General features: G+C 61.0%; 24 protein-coding genes. 14 read left to right on the plus strand and 10 right to left on the minus strand.

Going from position 1 to position 26,385, the window contains the following annotated elements; genetic code table 11:
* Positions 1–104: 104 nt before the first annotated feature.
* Both P8S53_RS07005 and P8S53_RS07010 read left to right on the plus strand, forming a co-directional pair.
* Positions 105–1,067, plus strand: a complete 963-nt coding sequence (locus P8S53_RS07005; RefSeq protein WP_277806426.1) for a hypothetical protein — start codon at positions 105–107, stop codon at positions 1,065–1,067.
* A gap of 154 nt (positions 1,068–1,221) precedes the next feature.
* Complete coding sequence (locus P8S53_RS07010) at positions 1,222–1,992, plus strand: hypothetical protein (RefSeq protein ID WP_277806427.1); 771 nt, start codon at positions 1,222–1,224, stop codon at positions 1,990–1,992.
* Positions 1,993–2,280: 288 nt separating this feature from the next.
* On the opposite strand, the gene P8S53_RS07015 is transcribed toward P8S53_RS07010, so the two are convergent.
* From P8S53_RS07015 to P8S53_RS07030, 4 genes are all read right to left on the minus strand, one after another.
* Positions 2,281–2,736, minus strand: a complete 456-nt coding sequence (locus P8S53_RS07015) for a YcgN family cysteine cluster protein (RefSeq protein ID WP_277806691.1) — start codon at positions 2,734–2,736, stop codon at positions 2,281–2,283.
* 64 nt (positions 2,737–2,800) lie between these two features.
* Positions 2,801–4,168, minus strand: a complete 1,368-nt coding sequence (locus tag P8S53_RS07020) for an FAD-binding oxidoreductase (RefSeq protein WP_277806428.1) — start codon at positions 4,166–4,168, stop codon at positions 2,801–2,803.
* A gap of 5 nt (positions 4,169–4,173) precedes the next feature.
* A complete protein-coding gene (locus tag P8S53_RS07025) occupies positions 4,174–4,515 on the minus strand; it encodes a DUF427 domain-containing protein (protein WP_277806429.1) in 342 nt (113 codons plus the stop codon).
* Positions 4,516–4,608: 93 nt separating this feature from the next.
* A complete protein-coding gene (locus tag P8S53_RS07030) occupies positions 4,609–6,420 on the minus strand; it encodes an aminopeptidase P family protein (RefSeq protein WP_277806430.1) in 1,812 nt (603 codons plus the stop codon).
* Positions 6,421–6,701: 281 nt separating this feature from the next.
* Between P8S53_RS07030 and P8S53_RS07035 the strand changes: the two genes are divergently transcribed.
* The 11 genes from P8S53_RS07035 (at position 6,702) to P8S53_RS07085 (ending at position 17,265) form a co-directional block, all read left to right on the plus strand.
* Complete coding sequence (locus P8S53_RS07035) at positions 6,702–7,724, plus strand: LacI family DNA-binding transcriptional regulator (protein WP_277806431.1); 1,023 nt, start codon at positions 6,702–6,704, stop codon at positions 7,722–7,724.
* A 91-nt stretch (positions 7,725–7,815) separates the two neighbouring features.
* A complete protein-coding gene (locus P8S53_RS07040; RefSeq protein ID WP_277806432.1) occupies positions 7,816–9,129 on the plus strand; it encodes a sugar ABC transporter substrate-binding protein in 1,314 nt (437 codons plus the stop codon).
* Between the two features lie 118 nt (positions 9,130–9,247).
* On the plus strand, positions 9,248–10,114 hold the full coding sequence (locus P8S53_RS07045; protein WP_277806433.1) for a carbohydrate ABC transporter permease: 867 nt from the start codon (positions 9,248–9,250) through the stop codon (positions 10,112–10,114).
* Positions 10,115–10,124: 10 nt separating this feature from the next.
* Entirely contained in the window at positions 10,125–10,955 is an 831-nt protein-coding gene (locus tag P8S53_RS07050) for a carbohydrate ABC transporter permease (RefSeq protein ID WP_277806434.1), read from the plus strand.
* Positions 10,956–10,966: 11 nt separating this feature from the next.
* Positions 10,967–11,971 carry an ABC transporter ATP-binding protein gene (locus tag P8S53_RS07055; RefSeq protein WP_277806435.1) on the plus strand — a complete coding sequence of 335 codons (1,005 nt, stop codon included), beginning with the start codon at positions 10,967–10,969 and terminating at the stop codon, positions 11,969–11,971.
* Complete coding sequence (locus tag P8S53_RS07060) at positions 11,968–12,741, plus strand: L-iditol 2-dehydrogenase (protein ID WP_277806436.1); 774 nt, start codon at positions 11,968–11,970, stop codon at positions 12,739–12,741. Before P8S53_RS07055 ends, P8S53_RS07060 begins: the two co-directional genes overlap by 4 nt.
* Positions 12,729–14,216 (plus strand): mannitol dehydrogenase family protein, encoded by a 1,488-nt coding sequence (locus P8S53_RS07065; RefSeq protein WP_277806437.1) that lies wholly within the window; start codon positions 12,729–12,731, stop codon positions 14,214–14,216. The genes P8S53_RS07060 and P8S53_RS07065 overlap by 13 nt, the downstream gene beginning before the upstream one ends.
* 429 nt (positions 14,217–14,645) lie before the next feature.
* Positions 14,646–15,128 carry a carboxypeptidase-like regulatory domain-containing protein gene (locus P8S53_RS07070; RefSeq protein WP_277806438.1) on the plus strand — a complete coding sequence of 161 codons (483 nt, stop codon included), beginning with the start codon at positions 14,646–14,648 and terminating at the stop codon, positions 15,126–15,128.
* Positions 15,115–15,738, plus strand: a complete 624-nt coding sequence (gene cbiM, locus P8S53_RS07075; protein ID WP_277806439.1) for a cobalt transporter CbiM — start codon at positions 15,115–15,117, stop codon at positions 15,736–15,738. The genes P8S53_RS07070 and cbiM overlap by 14 nt, the downstream gene beginning before the upstream one ends.
* Positions 15,731–16,477 carry an energy-coupling factor transporter transmembrane protein EcfT gene (locus tag P8S53_RS07080; protein WP_277806440.1) on the plus strand — a complete coding sequence of 249 codons (747 nt, stop codon included), beginning with the start codon at positions 15,731–15,733 and terminating at the stop codon, positions 16,475–16,477. The genes cbiM and P8S53_RS07080 overlap by 8 nt, the downstream gene beginning before the upstream one ends.
* 20 nt (positions 16,478–16,497) lie before the next feature.
* Positions 16,498–17,265, plus strand: a complete 768-nt coding sequence (locus P8S53_RS07085) for an energy-coupling factor ABC transporter ATP-binding protein (RefSeq protein WP_277806441.1) — start codon at positions 16,498–16,500, stop codon at positions 17,263–17,265.
* Positions 17,266–17,300: 35 nt separating this feature from the next.
* Here the strand turns inward: P8S53_RS07085 and nikR are convergent, their stop codons facing one another.
* The 6 genes from nikR to P8S53_RS07115 all read right to left on the minus strand — a co-directional run bounded on the left by nikR (position 17,301) and on the right by P8S53_RS07115 (position 25,252).
* On the minus strand, positions 17,301–17,774 hold the full coding sequence (gene nikR / locus P8S53_RS07090) for a nickel-responsive transcriptional regulator NikR (protein ID WP_277806442.1): 474 nt from the start codon (positions 17,772–17,774) through the stop codon (positions 17,301–17,303).
* 292 nt (positions 17,775–18,066) lie between these two features.
* Positions 18,067–18,273 (minus strand): cold-shock protein, encoded by a 207-nt coding sequence (locus P8S53_RS07095; protein WP_228686443.1) that lies wholly within the window; start codon positions 18,271–18,273, stop codon positions 18,067–18,069.
* Between the two features lie 235 nt (positions 18,274–18,508).
* Complete coding sequence (locus P8S53_RS07100) at positions 18,509–21,694, minus strand: efflux RND transporter permease subunit (protein WP_277806443.1); 3,186 nt, start codon at positions 21,692–21,694, stop codon at positions 18,509–18,511.
* Positions 21,691–22,656, minus strand: a complete 966-nt coding sequence (locus P8S53_RS07105) for an efflux RND transporter periplasmic adaptor subunit (RefSeq protein ID WP_277806444.1) — start codon at positions 22,654–22,656, stop codon at positions 21,691–21,693. The genes P8S53_RS07100 and P8S53_RS07105 overlap by 4 nt, the downstream gene beginning before the upstream one ends.
* A gap of 134 nt (positions 22,657–22,790) precedes the next feature.
* Positions 22,791–23,576: a sugar phosphate isomerase/epimerase gene (locus P8S53_RS07110; RefSeq protein ID WP_277806445.1), complete on the minus strand. Its 786-nt coding sequence runs from the start codon at positions 23,574–23,576 to the stop codon at positions 22,791–22,793.
* The gene (locus P8S53_RS07115) at positions 23,573–25,252 is read right to left on the minus strand and encodes an FAD-dependent oxidoreductase (RefSeq protein ID WP_277806446.1); all 1,680 of its coding nucleotides are present in this window, start codon (positions 25,250–25,252) and stop codon (positions 23,573–23,575) included. Before P8S53_RS07115 ends, P8S53_RS07110 begins: the two co-directional genes overlap by 4 nt.
* A 107-nt stretch (positions 25,253–25,359) precedes the next feature.
* Here P8S53_RS07115 and P8S53_RS07120 point away from each other — a divergent pair, with 107 nt between their 5' ends.
* Positions 25,360–26,289: a LysR family transcriptional regulator gene (locus P8S53_RS07120; protein ID WP_277806447.1), complete on the plus strand. Its 930-nt coding sequence runs from the start codon at positions 25,360–25,362 to the stop codon at positions 26,287–26,289.
* Positions 26,290–26,385 lie beyond the last annotated feature (96 nt).

Here is a 26,385-nt window from a genome sequence, read left to right on the forward strand (position 1 = left end):
ATATGGATCGACATGCCGTAAGATCGGGCTTAGCATGACCAAACCTGCCAAATGGGAGGGTGCGCTTTCGCGGGCATTGACGCAGATTAAACCAAAGGCCATTCATGCTGGAACCGGAAGAGTCCACGCTGTTGCTAAAACTGGGTGATGTGGCATCCCAGCTTCTGGACTGGCCGGTTTTCCTGCGCGATTTTGCAGCGTTTTTCCAGACAGACGCCGCGCAGATCTTCGTGCCGCAACACATTTGGGGCTGGGACAGGACTAGCGCGGCGCAATCGCGCGCCGCGCCATTGCCGCTGCTGTTTTCGGGGCTGCGCGCGGGCCGTGTCTATTCGGGCGAAGAATTGCGCGACCGTGCCCTTGCACAGGATATGCAGTGGCTGGGGGCAGATAATCGTGCGATTGGCCTGAATTGCAGGCATGGCGCTGCCTGTCTGGTCCTGCGCCGCGACAAGGGCGCGTTTCGTGCCGCTGATGGCGCGCGGCTGGCCGCTTTTGCGCCGCATGTGGCGCAAGCGCTGGACCAATGGCACGCCACGCAGGCAATCACCGCGCGGCTGCACCGGATGCAGGATCTGGCGCGCCGGATTGGCGTTGGTGGCATGGTTCTGGATGTGACCAGGCCCGCAATCGTGACTGTGGACACGGTCGCGGCCAGCCTGCTTGCGGGGCACGGGCTGGACGCGCGGGCAGTGCTCGACATTGCCAAACCGCAAGACGCGCCTGCCTTGCACACACTTTCTGCGGGGCTTGATCTGCTGGTTTTGTCTGACACACCAGCAAAGGGGCTTATGCCGGGGCAGGTGATGGCCTATTTGCGCCGGACAGATGCCCCGCTGCCCGACCCTGTTCATATTGCCGCAGCCCTTGGTATTTCCCGCGCCGAGGCGCGTCTTGCCTGCGCGATGGGCGAAGGCGCATCGCTGAGTGCGGCTGCCGCGCAGCTGGGCCTGACGGTGGAAACCGCGCGCAATTATTCCAAACGTATCTATGCCCGCACCGGATTACGCGGGCAGGCGGCACTGGTGCGGTATCTGTGGTGCAGTGCCTTGATGCTTGCGCGTTGATCCGGGGCGCGCGTGCGCGCGCGCAACAGAAAGATTGTGCCATAAGCGACGAGGCGTTAAGACTTGTGGGATAAGATGTTTCAGCAATCCTGATGTGCCCGAGCAGAAGGCGCGCGGGGCGTTATATGGCGGGCAAGGAATAGGGCAGATCGGAATGACAGAAGCAATGTCACGGCGTGAAATCGAAGATGTCTTGTCATCAATCCGCAGATTGGTCTCGCAGGACCAACCCCGACAGGACCATACGGCCCCCGAACATGACGGCAGCGCGGCACCTGGCAAGCTGATCCTGACATCGGAATTGCGCGTGTCTGACGATCCGGCTGAACCGGAATCCGATTTGCCTGCTGGCATTAATGATGCGCAAAATGGCGAATCTAACGGCGCGCAGGGCGCTTTTACCGCGAATGCGCAAACAGATGATGCCACTGGCGATAGCGAGGCCGCAGGCCCGACTGCGACAGATGACACGCCCAGTGCAATTCATGTGCTGCGCGCGATGAACCAGCGCGACGCGGACCAAAAAACTGCCACCGCCGCTGTGGACGATGCGACCCGGCCGGACAGTTCGGCGTTGCCGCCTGATGCAGACGGCGATCTTGTGCTTGAAGCCACATTGGCGCGGCTTGAACGTGTTTTGTCAGAACAGAAAACGCAATCCCAAGCGGACGGTGACCATTCGCATTCCGTGACGCCGGACACATTGCGGCCTGCGCCCGATGCACATGCGGGCGATCTGACAGATCCGCAGCAGACCGCCGCATCATCAGATGATCCGGTAATAGATGAAGCGATGCTGTATCAGATCGTCGCCAATATCGTGCGTCAGGAATTGCAGGGCGAACTGGGCGAACGGATCACGCGCAATATCCGCAAACTGGTGCGTGCTGAAGTGGCGCGCGAATTGCAGTTGCGTAAGCCCTAGGACGGGTTGCCGGACCGCGAATATGGCCTGAAGGCGGCATTCCAAGGTGCGGAGCAAAGGCCGCAGGCCGCCGCGCCATCGGTGGGCCGTCCCGCGGCCTGCCGATTTTGCTGATGGCAGTCCAAGTCTTTGAACGCAGGAGTATGCAGCCTGCATAAACTGCATTCAAATAATGTCGGATCGGCAGACCCCGGCCCACCGATGGCGCGGGCTTTATCCAAGCGCGAATGTCCCCTTCAGGCCACAATCACCCCAACCAGACTGTTTCAGCCGAACCCGCCAGTTTCATCACGCATCATCTTCCAGCAGGTGATCTTCCCAGTCGTCCAGCGGGATCTGGGCTTCTGACACAGTGCGGTCCTGCATGGAAATGCCTGCCGCATGCACCGAATTTGCATCGCCCGTGATCAGCGGGTGCCATTGGGGCAGCTTGCGCCCCTCATGAAGCCGCCGGTAGGCGCAGGTTGCGGGCATCCAATATGCGATGTCGTTCAGGGTATCTGGTGTCAGCACAACGCATTCCGGCACGATTTGCTTGCGGATCTCGTAATTGCCGCACCGGCATGTGCTGTCGTCAAACAGGCGGCAGGCCACGCGGGTGAAAACCAGCTCTTCTGTGTCAATATCTTCCAGCTTGTTCAGGCAGCATCTGCCACAGCCATCGCACAGGGCTTCCCATTCTTGCGGGGTCATCTTGTTCAGGGGCACAGTGTCCCAGAAACGGGGGCGCAATTCATCACTCATTCGGGGCATGTAAGACGCCAGCAGGCCAAGGGAAAGGTGAAATTCCTGCGCGGGGCTGAATTCGTTACGTCTGGCGCAGCAATTTTCCGGGATTCATAATGCCTTGCGGGTCCAGTGCCGCTTTCACACTGGCCATCACGTCCCAGCCTGCACCATGTTCGGCGTCCATGTATTTCAGTTTACCCATGCCAATTCCATGTTCCCCGCTGACCGTGCCACCCAGCCGCAGCGCGCGTTCGGCCATGGTATGGGCCAGCGCATGCGCCTTGGCAATCTGCGCGGGATCATCACCGTCAGGCAGCAGCAGGGCGTGAAAATTCCCGTCGCCCACATGGCCCAGAATTGGCCCCGGCAGGCCGGAATTTGCAATATCGTCGGCGGTTTCGCGGACGGCCTGCGCCAGTTTGGAAATCGGCACACAGACATCCGTGGTGATCGCATGCGCATTGGGCCATGCCGCGCGCGCGGTGTAATAGGCGTTGTGGCGCATTTTCCACAGGCGGTTGCGGTCCTCAGGCCGGTCTGCCCATTGAAAGGCGCTGCCGCCCATATCAGCAACAATTTCACCAAAGCTTTCGGCCTGTTCGCGGGTGCTTTGGGGCGAGCCGTGGAATTCCACCATCAGATGCGGCTTTTCCAGCATATCGGTGCCGTTCTGCGCATTGAACAGCCGCACGAATGTTGCGTCGATGAATTCGATACGCGCCATCGGAATGCCGGACTGGATGGTCAGAATAACAGTCTGCGTCGCGGATTCCATGTCGTCGAATGCACAGACTGCCGCAGATATGGCGTCCGGCTGGCCCCGCAGGCGCAAGGTCAGTTCGGTGATCAGCCCAAGCGTGCCTTCGGCGCCCACAAACAACCCAGTCAGATCATACCCTGTCGAGGATTTGGGCGCGCGGGTGCCGGTGCGCAGGGTGCGGCCATCGGCCAGCACCGCTTCCAGTGCCAGAACATTGTCGCGCATCGTGCCATAGCGCACGGCGGTCGTGCCTGATGCCCGCGTTGACGCCATCCCCCCGATCGAGGCATTGGCACCCGGGTCCACCGGGAAAAACAGCCCCGTTGCGCGCAAATCCTCGTTCAGTTGCTCGCGCGTAACACCTGGCTGGACAATGGCCAGCATGTCGTCGGCGCAGATGTGCAGCACACGGTTCATGCGGCTGAAATCAACGGTAATCCCGCCCTGCGGGGCCAGCGCATGCCCTTCCAGCGACGTGCCCGCGCCCCAGCCGATAACCGGCATGCGGTGTTCGGCGCAGATGGCCACAATGCCAGCGACATCAGCGGTGGTTTCGGGATAGGCCACGCCATCGGGCGGCATATCAGCGAAATGCGATTCCGATTGGCCGTGCAGCGCCCTGTCCGACGCGCCAGTGGTAAACTTGTGGCCCAGCAGCGCATTCAGGGCATCAAACGCGGCTTGCATGGCGGTCACACCCGTTCGACAGTGACTTTTCCTGCGTCAAAGGCCAGATAACCCTGCACCTGGGCCGCCGCTTCGCTTGGCGCAGTCAGGCTGTAGGCTGCATTTTGCAACAGCCCTTCGGGGCTGGAAATATGGTAGAATTCGCCCGCGCCGCGATCATCGCAGATCAGCGTCCGGTCCGAGGGTTCCAGAACCGCGGCGGCAATATCTTCGCGTGGGAAATAGATGACAAAAGGGTAGTCACGCTGGATAAGTTCCAGCGCCGCGTTGCTTTCCCCGATCACGGCCCCATTGGCGCGCACCACCCATGTTCCTTCGGCGGGATATATCTTCAAATGCCGCATCATGCTGTTTGTGTCCTTGCTGTTTTCCCTGTCGCGCGCACTATTGCAGGGTTTGACCTGAAGGCAAAGTGCGCAAATTGTCCGCGGATATTCATCTTATACAGGACTGCACGCTGCGGCCAGCCAACTGCGTGCGTGCTCTCGTACCAGTGGCGACAGCAGCGTGACAACCCGTTCATGATAACGGTTCAGCCACGCGCGTTCGTCCGTGCTCAGCATGTCGGTCATCACAAGGCGTGTGTCAATCGGCGCGAGTGTCAGGGTTTCAAACCCCAGCCAGTCGCGCGCATCGCCGCCTTTCGGGGTGGGGGGCATACGCACGCTTACAAGGTTTTCGATCCGTATGCCAAAAGCCCCTTCGCGGTAATATCCCGGCTCGTTGGACAGGATCATCCCTTCGGCCAGCGGCACTTGCGAAATGCGTGACAGGCGCTGTGGCCCTTCATGCACGGACAGGAATGCGCCAACGCCGTGGCCGGTGCCGTGGTCATAATCCAGCCCCGCCAGCCAAAGCGGATAGCGCGCAAGCGCGTCCAGATGCCCGCCTGCCACGCCACGCGGAAACCGCGCGCGCGAAATTGCGATCATGCCTTGCAGGACGCGGGTGAAACATTCGGCTTCCAACTGGCCCACAGGGCCAATAGCGATTGTGCGGGTGATGTCGGTTGTTCCGTCCAGATATTGCCCGCCCGAATCCACCAGCATCAGATCACCGGGAATCAGGCGGCGATTGCTGTCTTCGGTCACGCGGTAATGCACAATCGCGCCATTGGGGCCGGACCCCGCGATTGTATCAAAGCTCAGGTCTTGCAGCGCGCAGGTATCGTGGCGGCACGCTTCCAGATGTTGCGCGATGTCGATCTCGGTCAGGACATGGTCGCGGTTGGCAACCAGTTCGGCGGCCTGCGCATCCAGCCAGCACAGGAATTCCACCATTGCTGCCCCGTCGCGCAGATGCGCCGCGCGCGCGCCTGCCAGTTCGGCCTGCGTCTTGCACGCTTTGGGCAGCAGGCAGGGGTCTTGCATGAAGCTGGTGGGAACATTGCTGTCGCGCAGTATATCCAGCACCCGCAACGGCACAGACCCCTTGTCCAGACGCACTGGCCCCGAAAGCGTGCGCAGCGCAGGTTCAAACGCTTCAAAGGGGCGAATTTGCACACCGCTGCCCAGATCCACCCCATCCAGTTTTTCGGGCGGCGCAAACAGGTCCACGCGGCCATCATCATGGACAATCGCAAATCCCTGCATCACCGGCAGGCGTGGCAGATCGCCGCCGCGTATGTTCAAAAGCCAGCAAATGCTGTCAGGCTGCGTCAGAATGGTGGCGCGCTGGCCCGCGGCGCAAAGGGTTGCGCCAAGGCGTTGGCGCTTGGCGGATGCGTCCGCGCCTGCCAGATCTTCGGGATAGGCGCGCGCGGGCGCAGCGGGCCGGGCGGGGCGGTCGGTCCACAGCGCATCTATCTGGTTTTCCATGCGCTGAAGGGAAATGCCACTGCCCTTCAGCCCCTGTTCCAACGCGTCGATTTCATCAGGGGTGTGCAGCCATGGATCAAACCCCACGATCCCGCCCGCTGGCAAGGCATCTTGCAGCCATGCGGCGGGTTTGGTTTCGGGCCAGTTGACGGGGGTGAAATCAGGCGCGCATTGCAGCCGCGCCTGCACACGGTAGCGCCCGTCCACAAACAGACCCGCGCGGTCAGGCAGCACAATGCAGAACCCCGCCGAGCCGGTGAACCCCGTCAGCCATGCCAGCCGTTCATCACATGCGGCCACATATTCACCCTGATGGGCGTCGGCGCGCGGAATGATGAACCCGTCAACGCCTTGATTTTGCAAGGTGCTGCGCAAGGCGCGCAGGCGGGGCGGGCCATCATCCGGGCGGGTGGTGGCTGTGTAGCTTTGGAACATGGCGCGCGCGCTCCTGATTATGCGTGCGTCCAGTGGTAATGACGGGGGGCAGGGTGGTCAATGGGGCGCCGCCATCAAGGGGCGTGGCGACTGCCCCCTTCCATTGCAGGCCGGGCCGGTCGCGTGTGTAAGCGCGCCCGCGCTGTTGACCAATCTTGACACCTGCGCCTATTGTAAAATTTTATGATTTGCGCGTGTAAAGGTAATTTTTTACAGCACAGGATTGCAACGCCAGCCCTGACAATGCGATAGAAACGGACAGGAAAAATGTTGATGGGCCAATGACCAAGATCAGAAATATGGAAGAATTCGCCCGCTTGACCGGCATTTCGCGGCCGACCGTGTCCAAGTATTTCAATGACCCCGAAAGTGTGCGCAAGACCACCCGCGACCGGATTGAACAGGCATTGGCGCAATATGACTACCGCCCCAATATTTTTGCGGTGAACCAGAACCGCAAGCTGACGAAGAATATCGGCATTGTCGTGCCCTATCTGGCGGACCCGTTCTTTGCCGAAATCGCGCGCTGCATTGAACGACGCTGCATCGAATCCGGCTTTTGGCCCATTTTGTTCAGTTCGCATGGCGATCAGGCATTGGAGAATGACATTCTGGACAGCCTGCGGTCGCTGAAACCGGCGGGGGCATTGCTGGCCCCGCTGGGGCGGCGGTCTGACAGGTCCAGCATCGAGAAATTCTGCAAGGACGTGCCCACAGTGCTGTTCGACAGCTATATCGAAGGCGTGGGAGAGGCTTTTGTCGGGTCTGATAACGCGCAATTCGTGGACCAGATTGTGGAATATCTGTGCCGCACTGGTGCGCCGCCATGCTTTTTCGAAATGCAGCCGGTGAACCCAAACGCGAACAAACGCCGCAACGCCTATGTTTCGGTGATGGAACGCCTTGGGCATGCGCCGAATGTGGTGCGTGTCGCAGGGGACGGGTGGGAGTTTGAAAAGGTCGGCTATGAAGGCGCGCTGAAGGTGATCGACAGCGGGCAATTAACCACGAATACAGTGCTGTGCAGCAATGACCGCCTTGCCATCGGGTTTCTGACCGCGTGCTATGAACGTGGCTTGCGGGTGGGACATGCGGCGGATTGCGCGCTGCGTGTGGCGGGCATTGATGACCACCCGTTCTCGCGGTTCACCTGTCCGCCGCTGACAACCGTGGCGCAGGATTATGAAGCTGTGTCCAATCGCAGCACCCGAATTCTGTTTGATCTGATTGAACGTGGCCGCTCCGGGCAGGCCCGGTCCGAAACCTTGTTTGAAGGGCGGTTGGTGATGCGGGCATCAGCATAAAAATTTGCGCGCGTAAAATTTATATTGACTGCGCGAAGTGATTCGACTTACCTTGCGGAACATCATCCAATCAACCAAGGGAGGAGAACGGATGTCTATCAGAACGTCACTCGGTATCGCGAGTGCGCTGGCCATTGCTACGGCGACGGCAGGGCATGCACAGGATTTGTCCGGCACCGTGACCATCGCCACCGTCAATAATGGTGACATGATCCGCATGCAGGGCCTGACCGCCGATTTTAACGCGCAATATCCCGACATCACCCTTGAATGGGTCACACTGGAAGAAAACGTGCTGCGCCAGCGTGTCACACAAGACATCGCCACCCGTGGCGGCCAGTTCGATGTCATGACCATCGGCACCTATGAAGTGCCCATCTGGGGTGAAAATGGCTGGCTGGTATCGCTGAACGACCTGCCTGACGCATGGGATGCAGATGATCTGTTGCCTGCCATCCGTGACGGCCTGACGGTAGACGGCGAACTATATGCCGCGCCGTTTTATGGCGAAAGTTCTATGGTGATGTATCGCACCGACCTGATGGAGGCTGCCGGTCTGGAAATGCCCGAAGCGCCGACATGGGAGTTCATCCGTGAAGCGGCGAGCGCCATGACCACTGACAACACCTATGGCATTTGCCTGCGCGGCAAGGCGGGCTGGGGCGAGAATATGGCCTTCTTGTCGGCCATGGCCAACAGCTTTGGCGCGCGCTGGTTCGATGAAGACTGGAACGCGCAGTTCGACAGCGAAGAATGGGCCAATACGCTGAATTTCTACATGGGTATGATGGGCGAATATGGCCCCCCCGGTGCGGCAAATAACGGGTTCAATGAAAACCTGTCGCTGTTCCAGCAGGGCCGTTGCGGCATGTGGATTGACGCAACCGTTGCCGCCAGTTTTGTGACCAACCCTGATGATTCCACTGTGGCTGATCAGGTTGGCTTTGCACTGGCCCCCGATAACGGGCTTGGCAAGCGGGGCAACTGGCTTTGGGCATGGTCGCTGGCCGTTCCTGCCGGTTCGCAGCAAACGGATGCGGCAAAGGCGTTCATCGCATGGGCCACCAGCAAGGAGTACACCGCCCTTGTTGCCGAAAACGAAGGCTGGGCCAATGTGCCGCCGGGAACGCGCACCTCTCTTTATGAGAATGCGGACTATCTGGAAGCGGCCGGTTTCGCGGAAATGACCCTGCGTTCGATCAATTCGGCGGACCCGACGCAGCCGACGGTTGATCCTGTTCCCTACACCGGCGTTCAGTTTGTGGCCATTCCCGAATTTGCCGGTTTCGCAACCGAAGTCGGTCAGGAATTCGCCAATGCGCTGGCTGGCCAGCAATCGGTCGAAGTTGCGCTGGAACGTGCGCAAGCGCTGACCACTGACGCGATGGAATCGGCAGGTTACTGACGTTTTCCTCCCCGGCCAGGGGGTGGCATGCGCGCCACCCCCTGGCTTTTTCCTCTGACGTGCCCCCCCTCATCCATTCCTTCGGCGGCGCCCTGCCGCCCATGGCGGAGATATGACCATGGCAACCAAGGCTTCCAGAACCGCCGCGCGCCTGATGCTGGCCCCCGCAGTCATTCTGCTTCTGGGCTGGATGATGGTCCCGCTGACGATGACAGTGATTTTTTCCTTCAAGCGCTATTTGCCCATGCGCGGCGGCGATCTGGGCTGGGTGGGGTTTGAAAACTATGTCCGGTTTGTAAATTCCAGCGCGTTCTGGCCTGCCGTTCAGTCCACATTGATGATCGTGGGCGGGGTGTTGCTGATTACGATCGTGCTGGGCGTGTTGCTGGCGATTTTGCTGGACCAGCCGATGTGGGGGCAGGGGATTGTCCGCATTCTGGTGATTGCGCCGTTTTTCGTGATGCCCACAGTGTCCGCGCTGGTGTGGAAAAACATGTTCATGGACCCAGTGAACGGGTTGTTTGCGCATTTATGGCGGTTTTTCGGGGCAACGCCGGTTTCATGGTTGTCCGAGGCATCTATGCCGTCGATCATTCTGATCGTGTCATGGCAATGGCTGCCATTTGCGACGTTGATCCTGCTGACGGCCATTCAGTCGCTGGACAGTGAACAGCTGGAAGCCGCCGAAATGGACGGGGCATCGCCGCTGTCGCGGTTTATCTATATCACCCTGCCGCATCTGGCGCGCGCCATTACGATTGTCGTGCTGATTCAGACGATTTTCCTGCTTGCCATCTTCGCCGAGATATTCGTGACCACCCAAGGCGCATTCGGCACCCGCACACTGACCTATCTGATCTTCCAGCGTGTTCTGGAAAGCCAGAATGTGGGGCTGGGTTCCGCAGGCGGCGTCTATGCAATTATTCTGGCCAACATCCTTGCGCTGTTTCTGATGCGCATTGTTGGCAAAAATCTGGACAGGTGAGGAGGACATCATGGCCCGCGCCGCCACAACCCAACGCAAGATCATCAATACCGCATTTGCATGGATGGTGGGTCTGCTGATCTTCTTTCCGATCATGTGGACCATTCTGACCAGCTTCAAGACTGAAGCCACCGCCATTGCCGACCCGCCCGTGTGGTTCTTCTTCGACTGGACGCTGGACAATTACCGTGTCGTGCAGGAACGGTCGGATTACAGCCGTTTCCTGTGGAATTCGATCATCATCGCGGGCGGGTCCACCTTTCTGGGCATGCTGATCGCCATTCCTGCGGCGTGGTCCATGGCCTTTGTGCCGTCCAAGCGGACCAAGGACATTTTGTTGTGGATGCTGTCCACAAAAATGCTGCCCGCGGTGGGGGTGCTGTATCCGATCTATCTGATTTTCATCAAGTTCGGGCTTCTGGACACGCGCATCGGGCTGACCATCGTTTTGATGTTCATCAACCTGCCGATCATGGTGTGGATGCTGTATACCTATTTCAAGGAAATCCCCGGTGAAATCCTTGAAGCGGCGCGTATGGACGGGGCGGGGCTGCGCGAAGAAATCCTGTATGTGCTGACACCGATGGCCATACCGGGCATTGCGTCCACGGTGTTGCTGAATGTGATTCTGGCCTGGAACGAAGCGTTCTGGACCCTGAACCTGACCGCTGCCAAGGCCGCCCCCCTGACTGCCTTCATTGCCAGCTATTCCAGCCCGGAAGGGTTGTTTTACGCCAAACTTTCGGCGGCATCGACCATGGCCATTGCGCCGATCCTGATCCTTGGCTGGTTCAGCCAGAAGCAACTTGTGCGCGGCCTGACGTTTGGCGCGGTGAAATAAGGATAGATGACATGGGACGCATTGTTCTTGACCAGGTGACCAAAAGCTTCGGCGATGTGACGGTCATTCCACCGCTTGATCTGACCATAGAGGATGGGGAGTTTGCGGTATTCGTTGGCCCTTCGGGGTGTGGCAAATCCACGCTGCTGCGCCTGATCGCCGGGCTGGAGGATGTGACATCAGGCGCCATCCGCATTGACGGGCAGGATGCGACCGACATTGTCCCCGCAAAACGCGGGCTGGCCATGGTGTTCCAGTCCTACGCGCTTTATCCGCATATGTCGGTGCGCAAGAATATAGCCTTTCCGTTGCGCATGGCGGGCATGGACCGTGCCGAACAGGACCGGCGCGTGGATATGGCCGCATCGGTGCTGAACCTGACCGATTATCTGGAACGCCGACCGGGGCAGTTGTCGGGCGGGCAGCGCCAGCGCGTGGCCATTGGCCGCGCCATTGTGCGCGAACCGGCGGCATTCCTGTTTGACGAGCCGCTGTCTAATCTGGATGCCGCGCTGCGGGTGGGCATGCGACTGGAAATTTCCGAACTGCACAAGCGGCTGGAAACGACCATGATCTATGTGACCCATGATCAGGTCGAGGCGATGACCATGGCCGACAAGATCGTGGTGCTGCGCGCAGGCCATATCGAACAGGTGGGCAGCCCGCTGGATCTGTATCGTGCGCCGCGCAACCTGTTTGTCGCAGGGTTCATCGGATCGCCCAAAATGAACCTGATTGCGGGGGCCGAGGCCGCGAAACACGACGCCCACACAATTGGCGTGCGGCCCGAACATATTACCGTTTCGGCCACTGACGGGGAATGGTCGGGCGTGGTGGCCGTGTCCGAGCATCTGGGGTCGGATACATTCTTTCATGTCCATGACACCGGACTGGCCGACACGATCACCGTGCGCGCCGATGGCGAAGTGGGCTTTCGCCACGGGGACCGCATTCACATGACACCGCGCGCAGATGTCATTCACCGCTTTGATGAACAGGGACTTCGTATCGCATGACACGACTTGCAGGCAAAACCGCGCTGATCACAGGGGCCGCGCGCGGCATCGGGCTGGCGTTTGCGCAGGCTTATATCCGTGAAGGGGCGCGCGTGGCGATTGGTGATATCGACATGGCCCGCGCGCAGAACGAAGCCACGCGTCTGGGCGATGGGGCGCTTGCGGTGGAAATGGACGTCACGCAGCAGGCCAGCATTGACCGGGCGGTGGATGCAACAGTTGCGCAGTTTGGCCAGATTGACATATTGATCAACAACGCCGCCATCTTCACCGCAGCCCCCATTGCCGAAATTACGCGCGACGATTATGCGCGCTGCTTTGACATCAATGTAGCGGGCACCTTGTTTACGCTTCAGGCGGTGGCGCGGCACATGATCGCACGCGGGCAGGGCGGCAGGATCATCAACATGGCGTCGCAGGCCGGCCGGCGGGGCGAGGCGCTTGTAGGCGTCTATTGCGCAAGCAAGGCCGCGATCATCAGCCTGACGCAATCGGCGGGGCTGGACCTTATCAAGCATGGGATCAACGTGAATGCGATTGCGCCGGGCGTCGTCGATGGCGAGCATTGGGACGGCGTGGATGCGTTTTTTGCCCAATATGAAGGCAAGCCACCGGGCCAGAAAAAGCGCGAAGTGGGGGCTAGCGTTCCCTTCGGGCGTATGGGCGTGGCCGATGACCTGACCGGCATGGCCGTGTTTCTGGCCTCAAGCGATGCAGATTACATCGTGGCGCAAACCTATAATGTCGATGGTGGCCAATGGATGAGCTGACACCCCTGACCCTTGCCACACTGGACCGCCTGCCTGCGCAAGTGCGGGTGCCGCGCTACGGGCGCGCGCAGCTGTCGGCGGGAATTGTGCATATTGGCTTGGGCAATTTTCACCGTGCGCATCAGGCGTGGTATCTGCACCGGCTGTTCGATCAGGGTCTGAACCATGACTGGGCGATCCTTGGCGCGGGCGTGCGTGCGGGCGACGCCGCCATGCGCGACAGGCTGCTTGCGCAGGATTGTCTGTGCACGCTGGTCGAGTTGGACCCCTCCGGCAAATCTGCCGAAGTGACGGGCGCGATGATCGGCTTTTTGGCCGTGGAGCCTGACAATGCAGCACTGGTGGCGCAGATGGCCGACCCTGCAATTCGCATCGTCTCGCTGACCGTTACCGAAGGGGGCTATTTCATTGACCCTGCCAGCGGGGGCTTTGACAGCGCGCATCCCGATATTGTGCATGACGCGGCGAACCCTGCGCGCCCGCGCACGGCATTCGGGGCCATGGTTGCGGCACTGCGGTTGCGGCGCGCAAGCGGGGCAGGGCCGTTTACAGGGCTGTGTTGCGACAACCTGCAAGGCAATGGTGCGGTGTTGCGTCAGAGCGTGGTGTCGCTTGCGCGCCTGTCCGATCCCGATCTGGCGGACTGGATAGATGCCCGCTGCACCTTCCCGAATTCCATGGTCGATTGCATCGTGCCTGCCACGGGGGCGCGCGAAATCGCACTGGCGCACGGGTTTGGCATAGATGACGCCGCGCCCGTGACACATGAGAATTTTCGCCAATGGGTGATCGAAGATGATTTCTGCGCAGGCCGCCCCGACTGGGACCGCGCCGGTGTGACATTTACCGACAACGTCCATGATTACGAGGCCATGAAAATCCGCATCCTGAATGGCGGTCATCAGGTGATTTCCAATTGCGGTGAATTGCTGGGGCTAAGCACCATTGCGCAAACCATGGCACATGACCGTATTCGCGCGTTTCTGCGCCGCGTGGTGCGTCATGAGATCGCCCCCCATGTCGCGCCGGTGCCCGGTGCCACACCGCTGGCGTATCTGGACCAGATCGAACGCCGCTTTGCCAACCCTGAAATTGCCGACACCACGCGCCGCGTGGCCTTTGACGGGTCCAGCCGCCATCCGGGATTTATTGTGCCGTCCATCCGTGACGGGTTGCACAGCGGCGCGCCGGTTACGGGGCTGGCGCTGGTTTCTGCGCTATGGGCACGCTATTGCACAGGCACCCGCGAGGATGGCAGCGCCATTGACGCAAATGACCCGAACTGGGACGCGCTTCAATCGGTGGCACAGGCCGCAGCGCAAAACCCGCGGCTGTGGCTGGAACAACGCCAGTATTATGGCGATCTGGCGCAGCAGCCGCGTTTTGCCGACGCGTTTTGTGACTGGCTGGACATGATCTATGCCGACGGCGTTGACGCCAGCCTTGCGCAGTATCTGCACCAAGCGAAGGTATAGCGCGCTTCATGAAATCACGCAGAAACGCGCCTGCGGGCCGGATGGGTTTTGTGTATAGATATTGCCCAAATTGCGGGCGAAAAGGTCAAAAAATAGTCAAATCTGATAAAGGCTTGCGAACCCGCCGATACGGCATTGCCCCCGCCAGACAGGGTATCGCCAAATCTGTGCCTCGCCTTCCATAGGGGTTTTCCGGCAGATACGGGCTGTTTGCAGGGGCGCTGGTGGCAAATCTGCCCAAATGGTGACGGATTGACCTAGGTGCAGTGCGGTGTATGACAAATTTACGCAATCGTCATACTGCGCGCTTACCCGTCCATCTGCCAAAAGGACCGCCCATGTTCAAACCCGTTATCGCCGCGCTGCCGACGGACCTGCCCATTATAGCTGGCGGGCTGCATCCGGGCCATGTGGGCAAGGGGCATTGCCATGTCACGACACGGTAATCTGGTGGGCAATAGTCTGGCAGGTGTGGCACTTTGCTTTGCGGCAGGGATTTGCGCCCCGCAGGCGGCCTTTTCCCATGCAGCCCTGATGACCGCCGAATCCGCGCAGGCCATCCGCTTACAGGCGCAATACGACACCGGCGCGCCCATGGCGCAGGCGCAGGTCATCATTTACGCACCCGACGCGCCGTCCGATGTGTGGGGGCGCGGGATAACAGACCGTGACGGGCGTTTTGATTTTATCCCCGATGATATTGCCGGGCGCTGGTCGGTGCAGGTGCGTCAGGCCGGTCATGGGGTTATGGCCCATGTCGATATCAGCGCGGGCGCGCCTGTTATCATTGCCACATCCCCGCAGGATACATGGCTGCAACGCGCTGTGATGATCGCGCTGGTGGCCTGGGGGGCGTTGGGGACGGCGCTGTTTGCCTTGCGCAACAAAGGCAGGCCAGATGCATCTGCCTGACGGAATTGTTCCGGTTGAATTTGCGCTTGCGGGGTATGCGGCCAGCGGGGTGCTGACCGCGTTTGCCCTGTCGCGGGTGAACCGCCAGCCTGACCCGCGCGCCGCAATCCCGCGCGCGGCCATGTTGACGACGGTGTTTTTCGCAGCCTCGCTTGTCGCAATTCCGGTGCCACCGACATCTGTGCACCTGATGCTGTCGGGGCTGATGGGGGTGATGCTGGGCTGGTTTGCCATGCCCGCCATCATGGTGGGGCTGTTTTTGCAGGCGGTGCTGTTTGGTCATGGCGGGGTGACCACATTGGGGCTGAACGGGCTTATTCTGGGGCTGCCTGCGTTGCTGGCATACGGATTTTGGTGCGCGGCGGGGCGGCGCTGGCCGGATGTGGCTGCGCTGGTCGCGGGCAGCGGCGCGGTGGTCCTTGCGCTGGCGATATTTACTGCGATCGTGCTTTCGGGCCTGCCGGTTGCGCTGGATGCAGGGACGGAAACCGTGGCGATCAGGGCGTTCTTGCTGGCGCATCTGCCGCTGGTTCTTGCCGAAGGGGCGGTTGTGGTGGCGCTTTTGCGGGTGCTGCGCCGGGTTGAGCCGGGACTGGTGCCGCATGGCTGACATCACGTCCGCCCCGAAAACGCACGCACCGGCACAGCCTGACCCGCGCGCGCGGCTGGTCATGGCCCTGATGCTGGCGTTTGCATTTGCAGCGGTCGGCAATGCCCTGCTGCTGCCGGTTCTGGGGGCGGTGGCGCTGGCGGTGCTGGCGCGCTCGGGTATGGGCGCGGCGCAGGTCGCGTTGCGGTTGCGCGGGGCGGGCGTGCTGGCCTTGGGTATTGTGCTGGTGCTGCCATTGGTGGCGGGAACACAGGTGCTGTGGCAGCTTGGCCCGTTGCGCTGGCACGCCGAAGGGTTGGCGGCGGGGCTGTTGATCGCGGCGCGGCTTTTGGCGATCGTGACCGTGACGCTGGCGTTACTGGCCCCTTTGCCGCCGTACCAGTTGGTCGCGGGCGCGCGCGCGCTGGGGGTGCCTGCGCTGATGGCCGATCTGGCACTTCTGACGCTGCGCTATGTGGATGAATTGCGCGCTGAACTGTCCCGCGCGCTGCTGGCGCGGCGGCTGCGTGGCGGCAAGGGCGGCGGCCGCGGCTTGCCGGATTATGGCCTGATATTGGCGGCGGTGCTGATCCGCAGCCATCGCCGCGCCGAAACCCTGTGGGCGGCGATGCGTCTGCGCGGCTATGGGGCGGCGGGGGGCGCACCCGTTTTACCACCGCTTGGCGCGCGCGACATTCGGGGTATGGGGCTGGCCGCAGCGACGGGCATCGCGCTTGTCCTCGCGGATCGCGCATTGTGAACGGGGATGGGCCGCAGGCAATGACGGAACTGTTGCATCTGGACGCGCTAAGTGCGGGCTGGCCGGGGCAGGAACCGGTTGTGCACGACATTTCGCTGACGCTGCATCGGGGCGAACGCGTGGGGCTTGTTGGTCCCAATGGTGCAGGCAAAAGCAGCCTGTTTTTGTCCATCGCGGGGGTTTTGGCGCCGCTTGGCGGGGTCGTGCGCCTGAACGGGCGGCAGGTGCGCAGCGGGCAGTTCCTGCCCGATGTCGCATTGGTGTTCCAGCAGGCCGAAGATCAGCTTTTCTGCCCGACGCTGGCTGAGGATGTGGCTTTTGGTGCGCGCAATATGGGGCTGGCAGGCCCCGCGCTGGAGCAGCGTGTGGCGCAGGCTTTGGCGGCCTGTGATCTGACCGCAGTGGCCGATCGTCCGGTGCACCAGTTGTCAGGTGGCGAAAAGCGGCGGGCCTGTATCGCGGGGGCGCTGGTGATGCGGCCTGCGCTGATGTTGCTGGATGAACCCAGCGCAGCGCTGGATCTGCGCAACCGCCGCAAGCTGATTGCATTGCTGCACCAGACAGATCAGGCGCTGTTGATTGCCAGCCATGATCTGGAACTGGTGCTGGAACTGTGCCCGCGTGTGATTGTGATGGATGCGGGCCGCATTTGTGCCGACGGGCCTGCGCGCGATGTGTTGGGCGATGCACGCCTGATGGCCGCGCATGGGCAGGAAGTGCCCCATTCCCTGACCCCGCATGAGGGTGCTACGCATATGCACCGCACGAAAACGGGGCGCGTTTGTTGAGGGGCAGGTTCAGAGGCTTTGGTTGACGCGCAAGATCAGAAGCTGTCCTTGACGTGCAGATGTTCATGCGCGGTTTCGGGCCCGTCGCCATGGTCATGGGTGTGCTGGCGGGCCTCGACCGGGATCAGGAACAGATTTCCATGCATCACCCCGCGCTGGCCCAGAACCCCGTCGGCATAGGCGCGCAGCGCTGTCACCGGCCCCCGCAAAATAGCAGTTTCCAGACAGGTTTCATGGTCCAGATGCACATGGTTCGTGGTCACGCCCAATGCGTGGTGGTCATGGTGGTGGTGCATCAGCCGGCGTGCCAGATCGCGGGTGTCATGGTCATAGACGTAAGCAAGAACGCCCATTGCATCCCCGTCTTCCGGTCCCTGACCCTGTTCGCGCAATCCGGCGCGCAGCAGATCGCGCACAGCTTCGGAGCGGGTATCATAGCGCCGCGCTGCCGCGAAAGCATCCAGATCGGCGCATAGCGCATCGGGCAGCGTAATGGTCACACGTTGCATTTGCATATGTCCTTTTCGTGTTCAGGCTGGCATGGCGGGGATAAAGCAGTTTCAGAAACTGGCACGGGCGGGAAAGAGGGGGGCGGCTGCCCCCTCTTGGGCCTTGTGGCCCAATTCACCCCCTGCGGATATTTGGCCCAGAATGAAACATGAACTGGTTTTGCACAGGATTGGGGGGGGAGGCAATTGCGCGATGCCGGGTGCTGTCTGCCACAGTCGGGGTTTTGAACAGAAAAAAACGGGGGTGAGAAACCTCACCCCCGTTTTAATGTCAGTCTAGCCGGAAACCGGTTCAGGCCAGAGCGAGATTCGTCGCGGATTCGCGGCCATTGCGGTCGCTTTCCAGATCGAATGTGACGGCTTGGCCGTCATCAAGCTGGCGAATGCCTGCGCGTTCCAGAGCGGTCACATGGACGAAAACGTCCTTGGAGCCATGCTCGGGTGCGATAAAGCCAAAACCTTTGGTTGCGTTAAACCATTTCACGGTGCCGTTGGCCATCGTGATATCTCCTTATTAAGTACCACCCGCAGTATTGCGATGGCTTGGCTCAGTGTCGTCAGAGTCGCAACTGAAGCCGAAAGGAGACAGAAGATCGAATGAAGAAGCTTTGCCTGACCCGTATGCCTGTTTGCGTATGTAATTGCAAGGGGCGTTGTTGATAAACTTGCACGCAGGGGCGCTGGCGCTATCTGGCAGCGCCCCTGTGGTCATGCGAATTTGCGATCATGTGTCATCAGGTTTTGAACACCCGGTAGATCGCCGGTATTGCCAACACAGTCAGCAAGGTCGATGTCAGCAGACCAAACAGAAGTGATAACGCCAACCCCTGAAAGATGGGATCGAACAGGATGACCAATGCGCCAAACATCGCGGCCAGTGCGGTCAGCAGGATAGGCTTGAACCGGATCGCGCCCGCGTCAATCAAGATGTCGATCTGGCTTTTGCCGGTCGGGTCCGCGTGGCGGATGAAATCCACCAGCAGGATGGAGTTGCGCACGATGATGCCCGCAAGCGCGATAAACCCGATCATCGAGGTGGCCGAGAAGGGCGCCCCCCACAGCCAGTGCCCTGCCATGATGCCAAGAAATGTCAGCGGCACAGGTGTCAGCACAACCAGCGGCAGCCGGAAAGAGCCGAACTGCGCCACGACCAGCACATAGATGCCCAGAAGCGCCACCCCGAATGCGGCCCCCATGTCGCGGAAGGTTACCCATGTCACTTCCCATTCGCCATCCCACAAAATGGTGGGGCGGCTGTCATCAATGGGCTGACCATTGAGCAAGATCACGGGTTTTTCGCCATCTGGCCAGTCCATCGCATCAAGGGCGCGGCCCACTTCGATGATGCCGTAAAGCGGGGCTTCAAACCGCCCTGCGAGTTCGGCGGTCACCATTTCAATGCTGCGCCCATTGCGGCGGAACACCGGATAGGAGGCGCGTTCCTGCGCAATGCTCACGACATCGCCCAGTTCCACGATACCGGTTGCGGCGGGCAGGGCATTGGCGGGAATGGGGGTGGAGAGGAAGCGTTCATCCAGCACCCTGTCGGATTTGTCGCGTGCGATCATCAGGGGTATGGGGTGGCGGCCTTCGCCGCGGCTGGAATAGCCCACTGTCTGCGTGCCATTCAGCGCGGCGATGGTGTCGAACACATCGTGTTCCTGCACCCCGAAAAATTCCAGCTGGTCGGGCGAGATCAGCGCGCGCAGCCGCCGGGGCGGGGTGCCGAAACTGTCATCCACATCGACAATGAAATCCACGCTTTCGAAGGCTGCGCGCAACCGGTGCGCGGTTTTGCGGCGCGTGGCACTGTCAGGGCCGTAGATTTCGGCCAGAAGGGTGGCCATCACGGGCGGGCCGGGGGGTGGTTCAACAGTTTTCAGGCTGGCCCCTTCCGGCAGCTCCAGCTTGTCCAGACGCGCGCGCAGGTCCAGCGCCACAGCATGGCTGCTGCGCCCCTTGCCCGACAGGGTCAGCGCCACATCGCCCATATGCGGGTCTGATCGCAGGAAGTAATGCCGCACCAGCCCGTTGAAATTGAACGGTGCCGCCGTGCCGGCATAGGTTTGTGCAAAGGTGACTTCGGGCAATTCCAGCGCGATGCGGGCCACGGATTGCGCGACAGCATCGGTGGCCTGCACGGCGCTGCCTTCGGGCATGTCGATCACCACGGCCAGTTCGGTCTTGTTGTCAAAGGGCAGCAGTTTGACTGTCACATGCTGCGTATAAAGCAACCCGAGCGAGCCGAAGGACAGCACAACCGTTACAACCAGGAACAGCGCGCTGCGCGCCTTGGTGGCCAGCACCGGGCGTGCCACTGCGGCAAAAGCCCGCCCCAGCCGACCGCCATCCGCGCCGTCATGGGCATGCATCGGCGCATTGCCCGCGATCTTGACCATCAGCCAGGGTGTGACCATCACGGCAATGAAAAACGAAATGATCATCGCCGCCGAGGCCACAGCGGGAATGGGACTCATGTAAGGGCCCATAAGCCCCGACACGAACAGCATGGGCAGAAGGGCTGCCACAACTGTCAGGGTGGCGACGATCGTGGGGTTGCCCACTTCGGCCACGCCGTCAATGGCGCGGGTGATGCGGTCGCGCCCATCCTTCATGCCCCAGTGGCGGGCGATGTTTTCGATGACGACAATCGCATCATCCACCAGAATGCCAATGGAAAAAATCAGCGCGAACAGGCTGACGCGATTCAGCGTGTAGCCCATGATCCAAGCTGCAAACAATGTCAGCAGAATGGTCACCGGGATGACAATCGCCACCACGATGCTTTCGCGCCAGCCGATGGCCATCAGCGTCAATGCGATGATCGACAATGTGGCCAGAAACAGTTTGACCAGCAGCGTGTTGGCCTTGCCTTCGGCGGATTCGCCGTAATTGCGGGTGATTTCCAGCGTGACCCCATCGGGCAGCAAGGTTTGTTGCAGCGTGGCCGCGCGGTCCAGCAGGGCGCTGGCCACAACCACGGCGTTTGCCCCGCCACGTTTGGCGAAGGCCATGGTCACGGCGGCTTCGCGCTGGATGGTGCCGTCAGGCCTGCGGGTGATATGGGCCACCAGCCGGTCGGATGTGTCGGACACGAATTCCACATCGGCCACATCGCCGACATAGACGGGGCGGTTGTCGCGGGTGGTCAACAAAAGCCCCGCGATTTCTGCAGGCGCGGTCAGGCTTTGACCGGCAACAAGGTCAATCTGTTCGCCCCCGTCGCGCAGCAATCCTGCGGTCATGGTGCGGTTGGCGGCGGCCACCTTGCCTGTCAGATGTTGAAGCGTCACGCCGTGAAGCGCCAGCCTTTCGGGATCTGGCGCAATGCGGATCGCCTCTTGTGCCTCGCCGACGATATAGGACAGGCCCACATCGGTGACGCGCGCCAGATCGGCGCGCATTTCGCGTGCAAGGCGCGTCAGATCATTGGGGCTGATGCCCGCATCGGGCGCGCTGGCCAGCGTCAGGGTGACAATGGCCACATCGTCAATCCCGCGCCCGATGATCAGCGGTTCGGGAATGCCTGTGGGGATCTGGTCCATATTCGCGCGCACCTTGTCATGCACGCGCAGGATGGCAGTGTCGGACGGGGTGCCGACCACAAAGCGCGCTGTGACCATGGCGCGGTTATCGTGGGTCTGGGAATAGACATGCTCGACCCCGTCAATGGCCTGAATGATCCGTTCCATGGGTTGCGACACAAGGCGCACGGCGTCATCTGCATTCAGCCCCGGTGCCTGCATCAGGATATTGACCATCGGCACGGAAATCTGTGGCTCTTCTTCGCGCGGGACAAGCATCAGGGCAATCAGCCCCATGGCCAGCGCCGCCAGCATGATCAGGGGCGTCAGGGCCGAACGGATGAAGCCCTTGGTCAAATGCCCGGCAATGCCAAGGTTTTGTGCGGGGCCGGTCATGGCAATACCACCGTGTCACCCGCGCCAAGGCCGCTAAGGATTTCGACCATCGGCACCCCGCCAATCTGGTGGCGCTGGCCGGGCACGACAGTGCGCAGGCCCTGCCATGGCCCTGCAACCTGCACGAAATCAAGGCCAGCGCGCGTGCCAAGCGCAGCTTCCGGCACCAGCAGGGCCGCGCGCGTACCGATTGGCAGGCGGACCAGAACGCGGGCGTTTACAAATGTCCCGTCCAGATCATCCACAGCAACATCAGCCATGACACGCCCGCCTTCGATCCGGGGGTATATTCGCGCAAGCGTGCCGGTCACATCGCCCTGTTGCGCTGCAATGAAAATGGAATCGCCTTCGGTCAGGGCGTGGGCGTGGCGTTCGGGAATGGCAAGGCGCAAGAATACACCACCGCCGCCGATAGTGACCACTGCTTCGCCGGGCATGATGATCGCACCATCCGCCTGAGGGACCGTTAACACACGCCCTGAAACGGGGGCCAGAACGATGCCTTCGCTGGCTTGTTGTTCGATGACGGATCGCTGCGCGCGGGTCGCGGCAATCTGGCTTTCCAGAACCTCGACCTGGGTGCGCAACCCGTCCAGCCGCTGCACGGTAGTGACACCACGTTCCAGCAATTCCTCGCTGCGGCGCAACTCGGTCCGGGCGTTGTCCAACTGCGCGGCGAGTGCTTGCAACTGCGCATCCTGTGCGGCCAGTTGCAGATCCAGCTTGTCATCTGTGATCAGGGCGATTTCCTGCCCCGCCTGAACCATGTCGCCTTCGACCACATGCAGGCCCGACAGGGTGCCGCTGATGCGTGCGCGGGCAGGCAGGTTGGTTTGTGGCTGGACTTGCGCAAACACGGCTTTCCAGTCGGTCACCTGTTGGGGGACAAGCGTTAATTCTGTGCTGATGGCGGGAAGCGTGGTTCCAATCAGCGCGACAGCGGCGGCGCGTAGAAGCTTCATTGCGATATTCCTTCGTGAACGGGCTTCAATATATATACAAATTCATGAATATGAATACAATAGTGGTGAAAGTCGAAATCCGAATGACGTGTCCACATGTGCCACACTTCGGCAATCCGGCAGGGATGCGCGCTTTATAGCCTTGAAACGCTTTCAAACAGGTCAAGTAGGTGCCGCGCGATGGGCTGATTCTGCTTCATGGGCACTTCCAATCCCAGTGGGGTATCAGGCGGCAGGGCTGCCAGAATGGCCGCAATGTCAATCTGCCCTGTGCCCGGCGTCAGGCGATCCTCGCGTGCGGTGTGTAGCAACTGCTGAATTGTGTAGGGCGGGTGGCGCAGTGCATCGCAGATATGAATGAAGGGCAGGCGCGCAGGGGGGATTTGCGCGATCTGGTCCAATGTGCTGGCGGACCGGTCGAAATGCAGCACATCCAGCAGCACCCCCACATGCGGCGCGCAGCCCTGCACCACATCCCAGCAGGTGGCAAGATCGGGCACCGGGGTCCATGGAAAAAATTCCAGCACCGGCGACAGGTCCCGCGCGGCGCAATGCGCACCGATCTGGTCCAGTTTGTCACCAAGCCGCGCCAGATCATCATCATAGGGCGCGCAGATCAGGTGGCGCGCGCCCAATTCCGCGCCGGCATCCAGCAAGGGGCGCAGCGTTGCGGGGTCCAGATCCTGTGTGATGCGGACAAATTCGATATCGGACACCGACAGTCCGGTTTGCGCCAATGCATCGCGGGTCGCGCGCATCTGGCCCGGATCATCCATCAGCGGGTAGCCGGGGCTGTCATCTGTGACGCGCAGCAGGCGCAGGCCAACTGCATCAAACCCCGCATCTGCCGCTGCGTGCACAAGGTCGGGCGGGGTCAGGGAAATCGCGCTGAGATGGGCCAGCGATATCGTGCGGGTCATGGGCGTTCGCCTGTGGCGGCATGGTGGCCCGCAACAAAACCGAAGGTCATGGCAGGGCCAAGGTTGATGCCCCCTGCCGGATAGAACCCGCCGAAAGGGCTGGCGGCATCCGCGCCCGCACAATACAGCCCCGCGATGGGCGCGCCCGCAGTGTCCAGAACCCGTGCCGCCCCGTCGCAGGCAAGCCCCGCGAATGTCCCGAAACTGCCGGGCGTGACCCTGACCGCGTGAAAGGGCGGCTTTGCAATGGGGCCCACGCAGGGGTTCGGGCCGTGGTCGGGGTCGCCTTGCAGGCGCATATAGGGTGTGGTTCCCCTGCCGAATTCGGGATCGTGTCCGCGTTCGGCATGGGTGTTCCAGTTCGCAACGGTCCGCGCCAGCGCGGCCGCATCAATGCCGCAGGCGCGTGCAAGGCCCTGAACTGTGTCCGCCGTGTTCAGATAGCCGCGCTTTTGCCACTGCGCCCATGGCACGGGCGCAGGGCGCACGATGCCCAGACCATAGCGGCGCAGAAAGCGGTGGTCGCAGACCAGCCATGACTGCGCGGGCTGGTCAGGCGGCGTCGCGTCCAGCAGGGCGGTGACGTAATCATGATATCCCAGCCCTTCGTTGCAAAACCTGCGTCCGTTGGCCAAAACCCCGATGACACCCGGTTTTCCCCGGTCAATGATATGCGGAAACAGCCCGCGTGCCCCGTCGGGATAGGGCACCTGTGACACGGGGCAAAGGGCGGCAGGTGCGGCGGCGCTTTGGTCGAATTGCGCGCCGAGTGCTGTTGCAAGTGCCGCGCCACCGCCTTGCGCGCTGGGCACCGAAAGGCTGTCATGGCTATCGTTGCGGGGGAAGGTTTGCGCGCGCCGTGCGGTGTCATAGCCATAGCCCCCCGTTGCCAGAATGACGCCCTTGCGCGCGGTGATGATCTGGCCACAGGCCAGCTGCACGCCATCCACAGCGCTTTTGTGGCGCAGCAATGCCGTCACGGTGGTGTTCACCCGCCAGTCCACCCCCAGATCAAGCGCGGATCGCATTAACCGCGCGGCCAGTGCCGCGCCATTGCGCAGGTCCATTCCGCGCCCATGCAGGGCCAGATCGCGGGCATGGCGCAGCACCCGCCCTGTCACATGCAAAAACGACCGCGCATTCCGCGTCATGGTCATGAAGCTGCGCAGGTCTGCCCCTGCCTGAATGGTCATCCCGTGAAAGGTGGTTTCGCGCAACGGCAGGCGCAACAAAGTGATGTTTTGCTTCAGCTTGCGCCCGTCATAAGGGCGCGCAATGACCGACCGCCCGCCCATGCCTGCGCCCGGAACATGGCTGTAAGTGTCTGGAATGCCAGCGCCAAGATCGAATTGCACCGCTGTTTGGTTATGAAAGAAGTCTACCATTCTGGGCGCTGCGTCCAGAAATGCGTCCACGCGTTCGGGGTTGAAATGGTTGCCAAGAACATGTTGCAAGTAGCGGCGCGGGCTGTCTTGCGCGGTATCAATGCCCGCCGCGTGTGCCAGCGACGTGCCGGGCGCCCATATCCATCCGCCTGACAATGCGGTTGTGCCCCCCAGAACACCTGCGGATTCCAGAACAAGCACGTTTGCGCCGTGCGATGCGGCTGTGACCGCTGCGGCAAGCCCTGCGGCCCCGGACCCCAGAATGATGATGTCATAGGATTGTGGGGTCACGCGCACCTCCCTTGTTGCAGGCAGCATTCAAAGGAAAATTCGTTAACGTCAATTATCGTTTTTGCGCAATGCGTAACGCTATGTTAATCTACGCATCGGAGGACATCATGAAAGAACTTACCCTGCGCCAGATCGAGGTTATTCGCGCGGTCATGCTGCGTGGCACCATCAGCGGGGCGGCAGAGTTTCTGGGCGTGTCGCCGCCCGGCATAAGCCGCCTTGTCAAACATACCGAAGAAACCCTTGGTCTGCGCCTGTTTGAACGCCGCGAGGGGTTGTTCATCCCCGCAGTCGAAGCGGGCGCGGTTTTCGATCAGGTGCGCGAGGTGCATCGCGGTGTCGAAAACCTGCATGATGCGCTGTTTAATCTGCAAAAGGGCGACGGGGCCGATCTGGCTTTCGCTTCAGCCCCATCGGTGGCGCAATTCATTGCGGCGCGGGTTTTGCGGTCGGTGCGCGGGCGTTACCCTGACTTGTTCATTGATCTGAACATCCTGAAAATTGAAGAAACGGTTGAATACCTGCTGCTTGAACGGGGGGAATTCGTGATCATGTCGTCCGCGATCCAGAACCCCGGGGTCGAGAATACTGAACTGGCGCGCGGGCGCATTGTGGTTGTCCTGCCGGAAGGGCACCGACTGGCCGAGCGGCCCGTTTTGTCAGTGCGCGATCTGGCGGGCGAGCCGTTGATCGGTGTGGACCCGTCCGACCCGTATGGCGCCATTCTGGCCAAGCCCTTCAAAGATGCAGGCGTGCCGCTTGAGCAAAGCATGCGCGGGCGTTTTGCGCAAACCGTGGTCAGTCTGGTGCGCCATGGGCTGGGGGTTGCGTTGATCGACGAATTTTCTGTCGCAGAGGTGTATCTGCCGGGGTTGGTGCGCCGCCCCTTGCAAGAAGAAGCGACTGTGCATGTCAATGTGGTGCGCAAAAAAGGGCGCAACCTGTCCAATTTTGCCGAATACACGATAGAGCGTTTCCGGCGCGAATTGCGGCGGGCCACGGACCAGTGGAGTGATACGGCGCAGCACAAGAATTAACATCAGGTTCATAGAACGTCATATTTGATATTTGACGTTATGCAGATATATCGCAATAACAGAAACAAGGCGCGGTGGTCGCGCCGCTAAGGGAGG

This window comes from Roseinatronobacter sp. S2 (assembly GCF_029581395.1).
Lineage (GTDB): Bacteria > Pseudomonadota > Alphaproteobacteria > Rhodobacterales > Rhodobacteraceae > Roseinatronobacter.

What these genes read in the sequence shown, in the direction of transcription:
- P8S53_RS07040 (WP_277806432.1), top strand. Translation starts at nt 7,816, where the DNA reads ATGTCTATCAGAACGTCACTCGGTATCGCGAGTGCGCTGGCCATTGCT.
- P8S53_RS07060 (WP_277806436.1), top strand. Translation starts at nt 11,968, where the DNA reads ATGACACGACTTGCAGGCAAAACCGCGCTGATCACAGGGGCCGCGCGC.
- P8S53_RS07045 (WP_277806433.1), top strand. Translation starts at nt 9,248, where the DNA reads ATGGCAACCAAGGCTTCCAGAACCGCCGCGCGCCTGATGCTGGCCCCC.
- P8S53_RS07030 (WP_277806430.1), bottom strand. Translation starts at nt 6,420, where the DNA reads ATGTTCCAAAGCTACACAGCCACCACCCGCCCGGATGATGGCCCGCCC.
- P8S53_RS07085 (WP_277806441.1), top strand. Translation starts at nt 16,498, where the DNA reads ATGACGGAACTGTTGCATCTGGACGCGCTAAGTGCGGGCTGGCCGGGG.
- P8S53_RS07100 (WP_277806443.1), bottom strand. Translation starts at nt 21,694, where the DNA reads ATGACCGGCCCCGCACAAAACCTTGGCATTGCCGGGCATTTGACCAAG.
- P8S53_RS07095 (WP_228686443.1), bottom strand. Translation starts at nt 18,273, where the DNA reads ATGGCCAACGGCACCGTGAAATGGTTTAACGCAACCAAAGGTTTTGGC.
- P8S53_RS07025 (WP_277806429.1), bottom strand. Translation starts at nt 4,515, where the DNA reads ATGATGCGGCATTTGAAGATATATCCCGCCGAAGGAACATGGGTGGTG.
- P8S53_RS07080 (WP_277806440.1), top strand. Translation starts at nt 15,731, where the DNA reads ATGGCTGACATCACGTCCGCCCCGAAAACGCACGCACCGGCACAGCCT.
- nikR (WP_277806442.1), bottom strand. Translation starts at nt 17,774, where the DNA reads ATGCAACGTGTGACCATTACGCTGCCCGATGCGCTATGCGCCGATCTG.
- P8S53_RS07055 (WP_277806435.1), top strand. Translation starts at nt 10,967, where the DNA reads ATGGGACGCATTGTTCTTGACCAGGTGACCAAAAGCTTCGGCGATGTG.
- P8S53_RS07070 (WP_277806438.1), top strand. Translation starts at nt 14,646, where the DNA reads ATGTCACGACACGGTAATCTGGTGGGCAATAGTCTGGCAGGTGTGGCA.
- P8S53_RS07005 (WP_277806426.1), top strand. Translation starts at nt 105, where the DNA reads ATGCTGGAACCGGAAGAGTCCACGCTGTTGCTAAAACTGGGTGATGTG.
- P8S53_RS07015 (WP_277806691.1), bottom strand. Translation starts at nt 2,736, where the DNA reads ATGAGTGATGAATTGCGCCCCCGTTTCTGGGACACTGTGCCCCTGAAC.
- P8S53_RS07120 (WP_277806447.1), top strand. Translation starts at nt 25,360, where the DNA reads ATGAAAGAACTTACCCTGCGCCAGATCGAGGTTATTCGCGCGGTCATG.
- P8S53_RS07020 (WP_277806428.1), bottom strand. Translation starts at nt 4,168, where the DNA reads ATGCAAGCCGCGTTTGATGCCCTGAATGCGCTGCTGGGCCACAAGTTT.
- cbiM (WP_277806439.1), top strand. Translation starts at nt 15,115, where the DNA reads ATGCATCTGCCTGACGGAATTGTTCCGGTTGAATTTGCGCTTGCGGGG.
- P8S53_RS07035 (WP_277806431.1), top strand. Translation starts at nt 6,702, where the DNA reads ATGACCAAGATCAGAAATATGGAAGAATTCGCCCGCTTGACCGGCATT.
- P8S53_RS07010 (WP_277806427.1), top strand. Translation starts at nt 1,222, where the DNA reads ATGACAGAAGCAATGTCACGGCGTGAAATCGAAGATGTCTTGTCATCA.
- P8S53_RS07050 (WP_277806434.1), top strand. Translation starts at nt 10,125, where the DNA reads ATGGCCCGCGCCGCCACAACCCAACGCAAGATCATCAATACCGCATTT.
- P8S53_RS07105 (WP_277806444.1), bottom strand. Translation starts at nt 22,656, where the DNA reads ATGAAGCTTCTACGCGCCGCCGCTGTCGCGCTGATTGGAACCACGCTT.
- P8S53_RS07110 (WP_277806445.1), bottom strand. Translation starts at nt 23,576, where the DNA reads ATGACCCGCACGATATCGCTGGCCCATCTCAGCGCGATTTCCCTGACC.
- P8S53_RS07065 (WP_277806437.1), top strand. Translation starts at nt 12,729, where the DNA reads ATGGATGAGCTGACACCCCTGACCCTTGCCACACTGGACCGCCTGCCT.